Here is a 13,242-nt window from a genome sequence, read left to right as displayed (position 1 = left end):
TTGTTTTCTTGACGATTTATCGCAGGCTTGCCTTGCGCCGAACTGGCTGTCGTACAGCCGCGAGGGGAGGACGATGAGAGTTGTTGTTTCCGAAACCGTAGTCGTTGAGTTCCAGAGCTCATGACCCGCACCTACGAACAGCTTATCCCGCGCGCCTAAAGGGAGAAGCTCGAGCTAGCCCTTGAAATGGGCCAAGGTTACGTCCTCGATCTTTCGGACCGGACCTTCAACGATTTCTTCTATGAGAGACTGGGCATCGACCCAGAGACTGAAGGCCGCCTCTTCAACGGGCGCGGCACGTCGAAAGCGAAGCGCCTTAGGTCCTTCATTGAGCGCGCCCCGGCGTCCTTAATTGCGAAGCTGCTCCGCGAACTCTGGAACTATCGCAGCTCCATCGCCACCCGTGCGACGACGCCCGCTGATCAGGTGCTCGAGGCCAGCTATTTCATCACCGTTGGCAGGTTCGAAGGGGTAAGCCAGGACATCGACAGCTCGGTGATCGAGTCTTTCGAACCCAGTGAAACACTCGACGAACTCGTGGCATCAATCCGCCGCGACCTCGACGCCAAGAAGCCGCACGCCGCGCTTGATCGACTTCACACATACTGCATGAAGCGCTTCGCATCACTGGTCAGAAAGAATGGCGGCGGAGAGTGGGCGGGTAGCGTTGCCGACGGCGAGAACGTGCAGGCGTATCGCGAAGACCGAGCCTGCTCACAACTCCGTCTTGCCCTCCTCCACTCGCTCCCGCCTCGCCTGCAGTCGGTCGAACTTGCCAAAATCGGTCATGATGCTAACGAGAACGCTTCCAGTCCAACCGAAGGTGAACAGGCCCGACATACCGATGATAGGACCGAGCAGACGCCATCGGTCTGGAAGAGTGACGTTGCCCTCGCCGAGAGTGGTATAGCTTTCGAGGACGTAGTAGTAGCTATCGCGCATCGAAGGGATAATGTCCCTGACATACAGGGGAACTGCCCAAATAAGAGTCTCCGCGAAGTGCAGAACCGCTAGCGCGGCGATTGTTACGGCAAGCATCAAATTCAGCCGCCAATGCGGCGTGGCTGGGGTGACGTGTGCCCATGACTTGCTGAACTGAAGCCCGATGCTTCGGATTCCGACGCCATGCACAAAGATCACAACGATCAAAAACACGGTGCCGACAAGAATCTCCAGAACTGGATTCGGGTGGGTGAGATGGTCCAATCGTTTGCGTCCTCAGTGTTCAGCCTGCGGTGGGACGCGTCGTGCAGCGTCCCACGACCGAACCCAGCGCGAGCATGGACTTTGCCCTGAGTGCTAGTAGCAGGGCGGATACGGATAATAGCCACATGCCGGAGGCGGGTAATAACGTCGCTCCGCAGCGGCCGCACCAATCGCCGCCCCCGCCACGACGCCCGCCCCATAGTACGCGCCTGGATGGACGTACCATCCGCCACGCCAAACCGGCGCGCGGAACCCAGCGCCTCCCACGGCGACGCCCCCATAGGGACCACGTGCCGCGAACCAGTCGATAAACAGCGATGCGGGCCCATCGGCTCCGGCGAGGTCCCCTTCGAGCACTGCTACGTCGAACGTCAGGTCTCCGCCCTCAAGCTTCGGCATTTTCAGGACGACCACCACGTCGGCAACGGAATCACCCTTGGCGCTGAGTACCGATATCGTCGCGTTGGGTGGGTCCTTCGCGAAGCTGTCGGGCCCCTCACCCCATTGCTTGATGAACTCGGAGGTCAGCACGTGGCCCGCCGATCGGACCGGGCGGTCGGCAAACACGATCGACACCGCCGAGATGCCACTCATCGTTAGCTTGCCACCCTCGAGCTTCGCCCCACCGGAATTCAGCACGGCAAGCGACGGCACCATTTTTGACTTGGTCGCTCCTATCGTCTTTTCCGCTGGAGCCGAAATGGCGTCCTGCGCGAAGACAGGCGATGCCGCTAGAAGGCTCGCCGCGACGGCGATCATGCTTATTGCTGAGAGTCTTAGCATCATGCATCCTCCAGTTTGATTATGACCACTCCCTATTTCAGGAGCCCTAGATTGATCAGTTGAACGCGCCTGTTGTCGGCAGACTCCGGGTGACCGGGCTCGATCGGCCATTCCTCACCGGCCCCAACCGAGAACAGGCGATCAGGCGAAACTGCGAAAGTCGTTGACAGCGCCTCATTGATCGCGTCGCCTCGATCAGTTCCTTATACTCGGCGATACGCTCGTCGCGCTCTGGAGCGGTTGATTGCCTCCATCGCTCTTCTTCATTGTTGGCAATTTCGAAGTCGTCGCAGAGGTCGCGAAACCCCTCATTGCGCGCGGCGAGTTCATCAATGACTTTGTCGCGCTTCTCGAAGGCGCGCTTTACGAATCCAACACCGTTCCCCATCCGTTTTTATCCATTCGTATATGTCGCCTGACATCAGGCGCTCATGACGTATTCGGCTCCCGATTTAGAACGCAGCCACCCGCTCGACGAACCAGAATGCCGACATCGCACCGATTGCGTATGTCGCCGTCGTGAAGGCATTCCGTCCCAGCCACTCCGGATATCTCGTCTGCCTCACCAACGCGATTAACCCGATCACAGTGGCGATGAACATCAACTGCCCGATCTCGACGCCTACATTGAAGAACAGCAAGGCAAGCGGAATGTCCCCTGAAGGAAGGGCCAGTTCAGACAGTGCCCCCGCGAACCCCAGCCCGTGCAGCAGCCCGAACGCAAAGGCGACCAGCCAAGGGCGTTTCGCAGTGAGGCTGGCCTGCCCATTCTGAATACGAGTGATCTCGCAGGCGAGCAGCAGGATACTGAACGCGATCGCGGCTTCCACGGGCGGCCCGGGGACGTGCACAAAGCCAAGGGTTGCCAGCGTCAGTGTGATGGAATGCGCCGCGGTAAACGCCGTCACCGTCCACAAAAGCGCCCGCCAGCTTCGTACGATGAACATCAGCGCCAGGACGAAGAGAAGATGGTCGTAGCCAAAAAGGATGTGCTCGATACCGTGCACGATGAATATCCTCGCCACATCGAGCCGTCCAGGTCGAGCCGCGACGTCGACCCACGGCTGGGACGGATGGATCATGGCCGTCATCACGGCCCCGTCCAGCAGGCGGGTACGCACCAGCACGTCGGTAATCGTTGCCTGCAGACCTACGAATTCGACGCGCTTGCCCGCAAGGCTCCCGTCCACCGTTTCGACGACGCGGCTCTCCACAAGAGAATCCGGAAGTTCGCGCTCGGCAGGTGGCGTCACGTTGCGAACACTGTCGGGGAACCGCAAGGCCACGGGAAGACGCATGCCCGAAAGCAGGGGTGTGCGCCAGACGACCTTGAAGCGGTTGGCCGTCATCTCGTCGATCTGAAGATAGGCTGGTCGTATCTCATGTGCTGTAGCCAGCCCAGCTTGCGCCAGGAAGGCCGCAGTGACAGCCAGGAATATCGTTGCCACTATTCGCCGGACGTTCATTGTGCCGACACCTCAAGTCCCAGATTGTACCCAGGGGGAACCTGCAAGTCTTGGAAGTCTGCTGCTTCGATTGGGGGAACAATGACAGAATAGCGGGACCGCGTCTCCTCCAGGGAGGTGCGCTTTATTTCTTGATACTGGTCCCGAACCCAGCCGGCCTTCACGTTGGGCATTACCTCAGCGTAGGTCGGGATGCGCCCCGGCTCGATGGAATCGATCCAGACGAGATGCCACCCGTAACCTGATTTAACGGGACCAACCCACTTGCCCGCTGGAAGCTGGAACAGCGCCTTGGAGAACTCAGGCCCGAATTCCTTCGCCATCTGGTCGGGGGTGGCGTCGCCATAGTGGTTCTGGAACATGAAGGAGTCGCCGACCGCTGCAACTTCACTGGAGTCGGGTGATTTGCCTCCCAACAGAGCTAGAGCTGCCGCCGCGACCTCCTCGGTACCCCTCCCGTGTTTGTCCGTGGAAAAGTAGAGATGGCGGAAGGTAGCATGGGCGGGTAGCGCGAAGGTCTCCGCGTTCTTGTCAAACCATGCCTTCAGATCGGCATCCGTCGGTTCCTGCATGGAGGCAACATCCGAGGCGAGGAAGTCCATCTTCTGCGCCAGTCTGCGCTTGACCACCTCGTCGTCGCGGTCAAGACCGAGGGCTACGGCTTCCCGGAAGAGGATTTCCTGCGTCACCTTCTGGTCGACAAGACCGCGAATCTGCTCGGGTGTCGGGGACGACCGTCCCTGCGCCAGCCAACTGATCGCCAGTTGCCGCAGGTCGTCCTTCGTCAGAACGATCTGGTTCGTATTCGCCGCCTCTTCCTGTGACGGCGTCAGCAGGTGGTATGCGCCGAACAGGACCGCACCAACGACGAGGAAATGGAGCAGCGGTTCGCGGAGGACTCGCCGCCACCCGCTCATTGGCGACTCCCTTATCCATACATGACTGGCTTCAGGTGCGATGGGAAACAGTTCCACAGCGACTGCCTCCGTTTACTGAATGACGGCCTGGACTTCATAGTTGGCGTAGCCGAATTCATTGCTTCTGGCGGCCACGAATTTATCTCCCGATGTGTAGACGGTCAGCTCGAACGGGCTCCCGTCGATCGTGGTGATGATGTGGCCATTCTTGATCTCGTAGTCGGCCGTCGATCCAGAGGTGCTCGGATGCATGATCTGCAAGACGTCGTCCGCGCTCGGCGCGCCACCGTTCAACTCGGTGATGACGCGTTGTCCGTGCTCGCCAAACAGAACATCGAAAGTCTTGTCGGTCACCCTATTGCGAACTTTGGCCGTCTTGCCGACGACGAGTTTCTTCAATTCATCGTCAGTGAGCGCCACAGCTCCTGCCTTGGTCAGGTCTTCGACGGTCAGGCCGCGCTCCGCCTTGGCGACGGCAGCAGGCGTCGGCGTGTACCAGATCGGCGACGTCCACGCGCGCTCCTGAACCGTCGCGGCCACGCTGCTGGGCGGAAGTATGCCGAGCTTGGCGGCGTCATATGTGCTCCAGCGCGGTGTCGGAATTTGGAGAACACGCGAGTAGTAGAAGGCGTGCAGGCTGGGGTCGAACTCCGGGTCTGTCCATACGGCCTTCAGTTCCACCGCGCCGATGTCGTTGGTGTAGGTCGCCTTTGTGATATCGACCGTGCTTCCAATCGGTGGCAGTTTCCCGGTGACCGGATCGGGCTGGCGGTTTCCAGCCCAGGCGACGTCGAATATCTTTTCGAATATCTGTCCCTGTTTCGTCCAGCCCTTGACGATCTGGATGCGATCGAGATTGCCGTCGTCGGGGTCTTTCACCGCCGACACGATGAAGGAAGGAACCTTGTCGTCGGCGGCAGGAAGATCGCCGCCCATCGGCACACCGCTGGCATAGGCGGTCTTCGCCCAATCCGCATTGGCGAGAACACCCTTGTCATAATCCCAGCCGCCGAACATCCGTGCCTGGATGCGCACGCCGCTGGTGGCGTAGACCTCCTTGCGTTGCATGGCATTGAAGATGGAGTCGCGGGTGTTCTGTTCCGCCCAGACGACGGTCAGACCAGAGGTTCCTGTTTCGAGGACATTCATTCCCGACGCGACCGTACCCGCCAGTCGGGCGGCAGGGGTCGCGTCGATGAGGCCATGATCGCCGAAAAAGTTCGACTGCGAATAGGCCGTGACCGTGTTGTGCGAGTCCCCAGCACCGACCACCCCGAACTTGTAGGGGTTGTAGCCGCGGGTCGCTTGCAGGGCCAAACCGTTCTCGTAGGCTTCACGGGCATAGCTGCCGTGAATTTTAGCCGTACTGTTATCGATCCCGATCAGGTAGTTCATGATCTCGAAGTTGGCGAACTCGTCATTCGGTGAGAGATCGGGATGAGTTTCAGACGCACCCTTTACCTGCTTGAGTTCCGTCAACGGCTCGTTGGTCATTCGTTGTTGCGCCCAGGCGGCGTCGAGCGGATTGCCCTTGCTGTCGACATCGGTGGGAAACATGATGCCGTTCGACAGGTTCGCATTGTGGGAGATGGCCAGCACCTCGTTTCCGGCCTTTCGCTGACCGTCCATCCAGGTCCAGAGGTCTTCCGGATGGTCTGACTCGAGAGCCGAGAACGGCGCGGGCGGCACCTTCGCACAGTCCTTGAAGAAAACGTTGCGATGCATGTTCTGGTTATTGGGCATTGATGTCCACTCGTACGAGCAGAATGCAGTGAACTGGCCCGGTTTGTTGTACTTGTCAGCGATGGCGACGTTCTGCTTCCAAATAGAACCAGTAAGTTCCGGGTTCACCAGCTCGGAGAGCGGCTTGCCGCTGGCTATGCTGTCCGCCAGAAACGAGAAAATCTTCGTGGCAGGATTATCTTTGGTCACCTTCAACTTCGCCGCGATCGGCAGTTTGCTGACCGGAGACGTGGGATCGTTAGCAAGCCTGATGACGCCGACATATTCCGAGTGATCGGTCACACCCTGAAAATCGAGGGGCGTCTTGATCTTAACGTCGAACCCGGCCGGATGCTTGATGGTCTGGCCCATCGAGTACTGGTAGGCCTCTTCCGGTCCGGTAACCGTGTTGCCGATGATGTAAGCGTCCAATGACCAGCTCGTGTGCTGGTGGGTCTGCCCGAAGTATGCATGCCGCTCCTGCGCCGAAGCCGCTCCGACGCCCACCGTTAAAACCGTGGAAGATAACAAGAGAATTAGGAGATTCGACTTGCGCATTGCTTCGACCCTTCATGAGTTGAGGTTTGCAGTCGTCATTGGAAGTTCAGCGGACAAGCTCGATTTCGGTTGGACGCCATTCCTTCGTGAAGAAGGGTTCGAGCGGGCTGTAGAGCCGCAGGATCGTGAACCAGCCCTTGCCGGGAACCGTCTGCACCCAGTTGCCTCGCTTGACGTATTTCGGCTGATCGGGGCCGAAATAGATCGTGATAGAGCCATCCGCGGCTGCGAGTAACGAGACCGTTCTTCTAAGCGCCGTCATGATGTTCCCTCGGTTGCAGACCTATCATCCAGCGGCTCTGTCATGCTGACTCAGGACACGGAGCTACTCATCGTGACCGTGCATCGCGAATGCGCAAGTATGTAACGGTAACATACGGGGTAGTTGGTGGTACGGGACGCTATGTTCGAAGCCATTTCTTGGATGGCGGAACTTCGGGTAGGTAAGAACTTGAGTGGTGTAGGTACGTGGACGGCGGTCGACATCTGCAGTAAGTTACATCTGACGAAGGTAATGAAATCTGTGGTAGAAAGTCCCTCAAGAGCGCGTGAGGTGCAAGGCCGTGCAGAACGAATTGCCGCCAGGAGCCGCCGCTGCCTCGCCGCGTCCTGCTTCCAGTCCCGAAGAAATACGCGCTCAGCTCGACCGCATCGTCAGAAGTCCTGAATTCCCTCCATCGGGTCGAAGCGTCGCATTTTTCATCTATGTGATGGAGGAGGTCGCGCAGACCGTATCAACGGCTATTCCAGTGTTCAAACGCGGCGCGGGGTTCGCGCCCGGTTGTGCGCATCGAGGCCGGACGGCTGCGTCGGATACTGGAGCGATACTACCTCGTTGCAGGGTCAAAACGACCCGATCCTGATAGACATCCCGAAAGGCGGATATGCGCCGTCTATCCGCTGGCGTGATCTGGCTCCAGATGCTGTCGTGGTCATGTCTGAGGAAGACGCTGCGATGGCGACGGCAGGCCCTGGCCTCCGCCTGCCTGCCGTGCGACGGAGATGGCTGGCTCTCGCACCGGGAGCGGTCGTCATCGGAAGCAGCTACGCGCTGGCCCAGCAATCTATCTCGACGAGGGGCGTTTCAGGTTCAATACCAAGGCCGGCGCTGCAACGCCGATCGAACGCAGCCTTACAGCGGCGCGCCGAGCATAGGGTTCCTCATTTCAAACTGCTACTCGCCTGTCAGCGTAGCGTTGCCCGTGCGAGATCACGTCGTGGGCCTGCAAAGCATAGGCTACGATTGCTAAAGCTCGTCTGCCTGCGACACCGGAGACAATGGTCGACCATAGGGCTCGCGTGATGTCACCATAATCTGGTCGTTCACCAGTGGCCGGGCGAGCGTCTTCGCTTCCTTCCAGTGCGTACGAATCCAGACATCCGTTTCCTCCTTCGTTAGGAGCAGGACCGGCATTGCCTTCTGATGGATCGGCTTGACCACATCGGGCCGACAAGACACACCCTTGGCGCTGTTCGTGTCTACGAAAGACTGTTTTCTGGCGATTCGGACGACTGTGGCCATTTGACATTATATCTTGGTGGACGCTGCTACAGAGGACGAACCGTCGATAAAACTAAACTCGCTCCACAAACGGTAAGATTACTTCAGACACTCGAGCCCGTTCGTCTGTTTTGAAAACCAACAAGTGTAACCCTTGGCTGCCGTTTATAAGCGAATTGTCGGTCCGAGATCGACGTCTTCCATTCAGCAGGACCGCGAGGTCTTGAAAAAGCGATGACAGCCCTCGTGATGTCGGCACGGTAGCGCTCCCGTGCGTTTCGCACGAGACACACCGAGTTCTTTATTTTTCACGGCTCCTTTCGAGCGCTTTTGGAGACGACCCCGATAAGTGGCCCCTTTGTCGGCGCTTCTCCAGCGCAGATTTGCCACCTCGATCTCGGTGCAGGCGTTAACAAAACCGCCGTTGAGCACAACCAAAAAAAATTTCGCAAGGTCGATTTTTTGAAGATTCGGCCGCCGAAAACGCCCTGTTTTCAGGGGTTTCTCGGCGGCCGAATCATTGCAACCAGTTTAAAAAAGTTGTCAAAGGAACTGACGTACGTGTCAGAGGTATGTGACGAACCGCATCAGATCTTCGAGAGCGCCTGTTCAAGATCGGCGATGATGTCCTTGACGTCTTCGATGCCGACGGAAAGGCGTACCACGTCGGGGCCGGCGCCGGCAGCGATCCGCTGCTCGTCGGTCAACTGCCGGTGCGTCGTCGAGGCCGGATGGATGACGAGCGAACGGGTGTCGCCGATATTGGCAAGATGGGAAAAGAGCTCCAGCCCCTCGACCAGCGTCTTGCCCGCCTCATAGCCGCCCTTGACGCCAAAGGTGAAGACGGAGCCTGCGCCCTTCGGCGAGTAGCGCTGCTGCAAGGCATGGTTCGGGTCGTCGTCGAGACCGGCATAATTGACCCAGGCGATCTTGCTGTGCGCCTTCAGCCACTTCGCGACGGCGATCGCATTGTCGCTGTGGCGCTGCATCCTGAGCGGCAGCGTCTCGATGCCGGTCAGGATCAGGAAGGCGTTGAAGGGCGAGATCGCCGGCCCGAGATCGCGCAGGCCGAGCACGCGGGCAGCGATCGCAAAGGCGAAATTGCCGAAGGTCGCGTGCAGGACCATGCCGTTATATTCCGGCCGCGGGCTCGACAGCATCGGGTAATTGCCGGATTTCGACCAGTCGAAGGTGCCGCCGTCGACGATGAGGCCACCCATCGAGTTGCCGTGGCCGCCAAGAAACTTCGTCAGTGAATGCACGACGATGTCGGCGCCATGCTCGATCGGACGGATGAAATAGGGTGTCGCCATCGTATTGTCGACGATCAGCGGCAGGCCGTGGCGATGCGCGACGTCGGCGATGGCAGCGATATCGACGAAGGTGCCGCCGGGATTGGCCAGGCTCTCGATGAAGATGCCGCGCGTCTTGTCGTCGATCTGGCTTTCGAAGCTTGCCGGATCGGCGGCATCGGCCCAGCGCACCTGCCAGCCGAAATTCTCGAAGGCGTGGCCGAACTGGTTGATCGAGCCGCCGTAGAGCTGGCGGGCAGCGATGAAATTCTCGCCAGGACGCATGATATTGTGGAAGACGATCACCTGCGCCGCATGGCCGGAGGCGACGGCAAGGGCGGCCGTGCCGCCCTCGAGCGCTGCGACGCGCTCCTCGAGCACGGCCTGCGTCGGGTTCATGATGCGGGTGTAGATGTTGCCGAAAGCCTGCAGACCGAAGAGGGCGGCGGCATGATCGGAATCATTGAAGACGAAAGCGGTCGTCTGGTAGATCGGCGTTACCCGCGCGCCGGTCGCCGGGTCGGGCTGCGCGCCGGCGTGGATCGCCAACGTGTTGAATCCCGGATCATTCTTGGCCATGTCGTCCTCCCGTTATTGCTGACGGGAGGGATCATAGCCTCTCGCGAACGAAAGTTAATCGCGATCCGTTTCAACCCATGGGCGTTCCGTGGAAAATCCGTCTCCGCGAACCGCAACTCAGGCAATGAGACGAGGATATTCGATCGCGGGGCAGCGGTTCATCACCACCTTGATGCCGGCGGCCTCCGCCTTTGCCGCTGCCGCATCGTCGCGGACACCAAGTTGAGACCAGATGATCTTCGGCAGCGGCCTCAGCGCCAGCGCCTCCTCGACGACTCCGTCCAGATATTCGGAAGCGCGAAATACGTCGACCATGTCGATCGGCATGGGAACGTCGGCGAGCCGGGCATACACGGTACGGCCCTGGATCTGTTTGCCCGCCTGCCCCGGATTGACAGGAATGACCTCGTAGCCGCGCGACAACAGATAGCCCATGACGCCGTTGCTCGGCCGGGCCGGATTGGGTGAGGCGCCGGTCAGCGCGATGGTCTTTACCGAATGCAGAATTCCGGCCAGGTAATCATCCGTGTAGACGTCGTGATTCATATCCGTTTCTCCACTCCCGAAAGCCCTTCGCCACGGCGCGCAGTTTTTTTGCGTTTCCGTGAAACCGGCTGGGCATCTTTTCCGTATATATGAATGGATACTCCCTGAGGATGATTCGATGAAAAAAATCGCTCTTGCCCTCATGCTCGTGCTCGCCGCATCGCCGGCGCTGGCGATCTCGCGCTACAATCCGCTCACCATGAGCTGTGCCAGCGTGCGCGCCGCCATCCACAATCAGGGCGCCGTCATCTTCCGCTACCAATCTCCCCGTGGCTTGCCGCTCTACGATCGCTATGTCCGCAACAGCAATTATTGCGACGCGACCGACTATGCGGAATGGACGCATATCCCCTCAAAGGACAATCCGCGCTGCCAGGTCCTGAACTGCCAGAGCATCGACAACCTTGACGGGATGCTCTTCGTTCCGCATCATCAGCTTTGATGTTTTCAACGTCGTGACAGCCGCCGAAACTGTACGTCTTTCGCGTTTGCGAAAGGTTTTGGCTCAATTGTGCGCTGCGATTTCTTGAAGATTCACAATCGGAAGCTTCAATTTCCCCCTATGTCAAAGCTATAGAATAATATCTATATTTCAGCAGCATAGAATAATCGGCTCCCTCGCTCCTGTAGATATTTTCTCTTTTTGTTCGTGGTAATTCCGCTCTTTGTTCTTCCATCCATTAGAAACATCTCATAGTTGAAAGGATCGTGCGGATTGAACGCATGTCGCGCGCACGTAAAAATTGCTCCAATGCGCCGCCATTGTTCACATAGTGGAAGGATGCTATTCGACATATGAACGCATAAGCGACCGCAGCCGTACATTTTCGTGCAAATCCCAGTTGTCTTTTCAGGAATTTGAAACGCCGAAGGCGAGACGTATTCCGCTTCCTGTCATCCTTTCCGGATTTACTCCCTTGCCTCTCGACGTCATCCTGCTCGTTCTCTTCGGCGCACTGCTGCACGCGACATGGAACGCCATCGTCAAGGCGGGGAGTGATAAATCCCTGGATGCGGCGCTGATCTCTGCCGGCGGCGCTGTTTCGGCGTTGCCTTTCCTGGCGTTCCTGCCGTTGCCGCACGCCTCGGCCTGGCCGTTCATCGGCGCCTCTGCCATCCTGCAGTTCGCTTATTTCCAGTTGGTCGCCGCCGCCTACCGGGCCGGCGATATCGGTCTCGTCTATCCGCTGATGCGCGGCTGCGCACCGCTACTGATCGCCGCGACAAGCGGTTTCATCCTGAAGGAAAATCTTTCCAGCGGCGCCCTTGCCGGCACGATGACGATTTGCGCCGGCGTCCTCACGCTCGCTCTGGAGGCACGGCGCGGCAGCAGCCGCGCCGTCATGCTGTCGCTTGCCAATGCCTGTGTCATCGCCAGCTACACCTATGTCGACGGCATCGGCGCGCGTATCTCCGGCAATGCGGTTTCCTACACTTTGTGGATGTCGCTGCTGCCACCCGTCCTACTGTTTTCCTGGGCGGTTTCGCAACGCGGCACTGTCGCCGTCGTGCGTCACGTTCGTCGCAACTGGTGGCGCGGCCTCATCGGCGGCGCCGGCTCGATCGCCTCCTATGGGCTGGCACTCTGGGCGATGACGAAAGCCCCGGTCGCGACCGTCGCAGCGCTGCGGGAAACCGCGATCCTCTTTGCGCTGGTGATCTCGATCACCGTCTTCAAGGAAAAAGCCAGCATCTGGCGCTACGTCGCCGGCGTCGTCATCGCCATCGGCGGGCTGATTTTGAAACTGGCGTAGTCACTCGCCCTTCCAGTCCGGCTTGCGCTTGCCGAGGAAGGCACCGATCCCTTCCTGAGCATCCTGCGTCAGCATGTTCTCGACCATCACCCTGGCGGTATAATCATATGCCGCCTCCACTGGCAGTTCGAGCTGCCGGTTGAAGGCTTCCTTGCCAATCTTCAGCGTCAGCGGTGACTTGCTGGCGATCACAGCCGCATATTTGGAAACCACCTGCGCCAGATATTGCTTGGGCACGATACGGTTGACGAGGCCGAAATCCTTGGCAGTTGAGGCGTCGATCGTCTCGCCGGTCAGCAGCATCTCCATCGCCTGCTTGCGGTGCGCGGCACGGGAAACGGCCACCATCGGCGTCGAACAAAACAGGCCGATATTGACGCCCGGCGTGCAGAATGTCGAACTATCCGTGCAGATCGCCAGATCGCAGGAGGCAACGAGCTGGCAGCCCGCAGCCGTTGCAAGCCCGTCGATCTCGGCGATGACAGGCTTCGGCAGATGCGCGATCTTGAGCATCAGATCGGCAGCGAGCCGAAAAGTCTTTTCGAAGAAATCGGCACCCTGATCTTCATCGGCGCGATGGGTCGTCAGTTCCTTGAGATCATGCCCGGCGGAAAAGACGTTACCGGTCGAGGCGATGACGACGACGCGTACATCCGGCTCCGCCTCGGCCGTCTCCAGCTCGCCCATCAGCGCTTCGAGAAGTGCGATCGAAAACACATTCGCCGGTGGGTTGTTGAGCACCAACCGCAGCACACCGTCGCGCAGCGAGCGGATCAACAATCCGCCCTCTTCCGCTCTGGCTGCGTCCGGGAAAGATACGATTTCGGCCATGATGCTGCTCCCTGCGCTCGATTCAGGCAGACGTTTTGCCACAAGGCGCCGGCAATTTCGAGCAGGATCCGCACCCCGCCTTGGCCG

11 protein-coding genes and 3 pseudogenes are annotated in these 13,242 nt (G+C 59.1%); 3 read left to right on the top strand and 11 right to left on the bottom strand.

The features are described 5' to 3' along the window. Positions 1–714: 714 nt before the first annotated feature. The 7 genes and pseudogenes from ACD590_RS06980 to ACD590_RS06950 form a co-directional block, all read right to left on the bottom strand. Complete coding sequence (locus ACD590_RS06980) at positions 715–1,206, bottom strand: ion channel (RefSeq protein WP_047622577.1); 492 nt, start codon at positions 1,204–1,206, stop codon at positions 715–717. 93 nt (positions 1,207–1,299) lie between these two features. Then, on the bottom strand, positions 1,300–1,992 hold the full coding sequence (locus ACD590_RS06975) for a hypothetical protein (RefSeq protein WP_439002347.1): 693 nt from the start codon (positions 1,990–1,992) through the stop codon (positions 1,300–1,302). A 29-nt stretch (positions 1,993–2,021) separates the two neighbouring features. Continuing rightward, positions 2,022–2,183 (bottom strand): annotated as a pseudogene (locus ACD590_RS06970) (OmpA family protein); the annotation flags it as partial. Between the two features lie 258 nt (positions 2,184–2,441). Then, positions 2,442–3,455 carry a HupE/UreJ family protein gene (locus tag ACD590_RS06965; protein ID WP_439002346.1) on the bottom strand — a complete coding sequence of 338 codons (1,014 nt, stop codon included), beginning with the start codon at positions 3,453–3,455 and terminating at the stop codon, positions 2,442–2,444. After that, positions 3,452–4,372: a peptidyl-prolyl cis-trans isomerase gene (locus ACD590_RS06960; protein ID WP_439020856.1), complete on the bottom strand. Its 921-nt coding sequence runs from the start codon at positions 4,370–4,372 to the stop codon at positions 3,452–3,454. The genes ACD590_RS06965 and ACD590_RS06960 overlap by 4 nt, the downstream gene beginning before the upstream one ends. Positions 4,373–4,444: 72 nt before the next feature. Then, the gene (locus tag ACD590_RS06955; RefSeq protein ID WP_439002344.1) at positions 4,445–6,652 is read right to left on the bottom strand and encodes a DUF3604 domain-containing protein; all 2,208 of its coding nucleotides are present in this window, start codon (positions 6,650–6,652) and stop codon (positions 4,445–4,447) included. 46 nt (positions 6,653–6,698) lie between these two features. Next, entirely contained in the window at positions 6,699–6,917 is a 219-nt protein-coding gene (locus tag ACD590_RS06950) for a DUF1214 domain-containing protein (protein ID WP_280806749.1), read from the bottom strand. Positions 6,918–7,215: 298 nt separating this feature from the next. Between ACD590_RS06950 and ACD590_RS06945 the strand changes: the two are divergent. Continuing rightward, a pseudogene (locus ACD590_RS06945) lies at positions 7,216–7,673 on the top strand (adenylate cyclase); the annotation flags it as partial. A gap of 225 nt (positions 7,674–7,898) precedes the next feature. Here the strand turns inward: ACD590_RS06945 and ACD590_RS06940 are convergent. From ACD590_RS06940 to ACD590_RS06930, 3 genes and pseudogenes are all read right to left on the bottom strand, one after another. Continuing rightward, positions 7,899–8,096, bottom strand: a pseudogene (locus ACD590_RS06940) (hypothetical protein); the annotation flags it as partial. Positions 8,097–8,740: 644 nt separating this feature from the next. Beyond that, positions 8,741–10,024: an O-acetylhomoserine aminocarboxypropyltransferase gene (locus tag ACD590_RS06935; protein ID WP_017993606.1), complete on the bottom strand. Its 1,284-nt coding sequence runs from the start codon at positions 10,022–10,024 to the stop codon at positions 8,741–8,743. Between the two features lie 117 nt (positions 10,025–10,141). After that, on the bottom strand, positions 10,142–10,570 hold the full coding sequence (locus ACD590_RS06930; RefSeq protein ID WP_018241567.1) for a CoA-binding protein: 429 nt from the start codon (positions 10,568–10,570) through the stop codon (positions 10,142–10,144). A gap of 118 nt (positions 10,571–10,688) precedes the next feature. Here ACD590_RS06930 and ACD590_RS06925 point away from each other — a divergent pair, with 118 nt between their 5' ends. Both ACD590_RS06925 and ACD590_RS06920 read left to right on the top strand, forming a co-directional pair. Continuing rightward, on the top strand, positions 10,689–11,012 hold the full coding sequence (locus ACD590_RS06925) for a hypothetical protein (protein ID WP_024321130.1): 324 nt from the start codon (positions 10,689–10,691) through the stop codon (positions 11,010–11,012). 475 nt (positions 11,013–11,487) lie between these two features. Further along, the gene (locus tag ACD590_RS06920) at positions 11,488–12,324 is read left to right on the top strand and encodes an EamA family transporter (RefSeq protein ID WP_026188358.1); all 837 of its coding nucleotides are present in this window, start codon (positions 11,488–11,490) and stop codon (positions 12,322–12,324) included. Here ACD590_RS06920 and ACD590_RS06915 read toward each other — a convergent pair whose 3' ends face one another. Continuing rightward, a complete protein-coding gene (locus ACD590_RS06915; RefSeq protein WP_018447511.1) occupies positions 12,325–13,155 on the bottom strand; it encodes an enoyl-CoA hydratase in 831 nt (276 codons plus the stop codon). Positions 13,156–13,242 lie beyond the last annotated feature (87 nt).

The organism is Rhizobium sp. 862_C5_N1_2 (assembly GCF_051811205.1).
In the GTDB taxonomy this organism is placed as follows: Bacteria; Pseudomonadota; Alphaproteobacteria; order Rhizobiales; family Rhizobiaceae; genus Rhizobium; species Rhizobium leguminosarum.
This window is presented reverse-complemented; position numbering and strand designations above follow the sequence as displayed.

Coding starts and splice junctions, on each gene's coding strand:
- ACD590_RS06975 (WP_439002347.1), bottom strand. CDS start 1,992: ATGATGCTAAGACTCTCAGCAATAAGCATGATCGCCGTCGCGGCGAGC.
- ACD590_RS06965 (WP_439002346.1), bottom strand. CDS start 3,455: ATGAACGTCCGGCGAATAGTGGCAACGATATTCCTGGCTGTCACTGCG.
- ACD590_RS06960 (WP_439020856.1), bottom strand. CDS start 4,372: ATGAGCGGGTGGCGGCGAGTCCTCCGCGAACCGCTGCTCCATTTCCTC.
- ACD590_RS06955 (WP_439002344.1), bottom strand. CDS start 6,652: ATGCGCAAGTCGAATCTCCTAATTCTCTTGTTATCTTCCACGGTTTTA.
- ACD590_RS06935 (WP_017993606.1), bottom strand. CDS start 10,024: ATGGCCAAGAATGATCCGGGATTCAACACGTTGGCGATCCACGCCGGC.
- ACD590_RS06930 (WP_018241567.1), bottom strand. CDS start 10,570: ATGAATCACGACGTCTACACGGATGATTACCTGGCCGGAATTCTGCAT.
- ACD590_RS06925 (WP_024321130.1), top strand. CDS start 10,689: ATGAAAAAAATCGCTCTTGCCCTCATGCTCGTGCTCGCCGCATCGCCG.
- ACD590_RS06915 (WP_018447511.1), bottom strand. CDS start 13,155: ATGGCCGAAATCGTATCTTTCCCGGACGCAGCCAGAGCGGAAGAGGGC.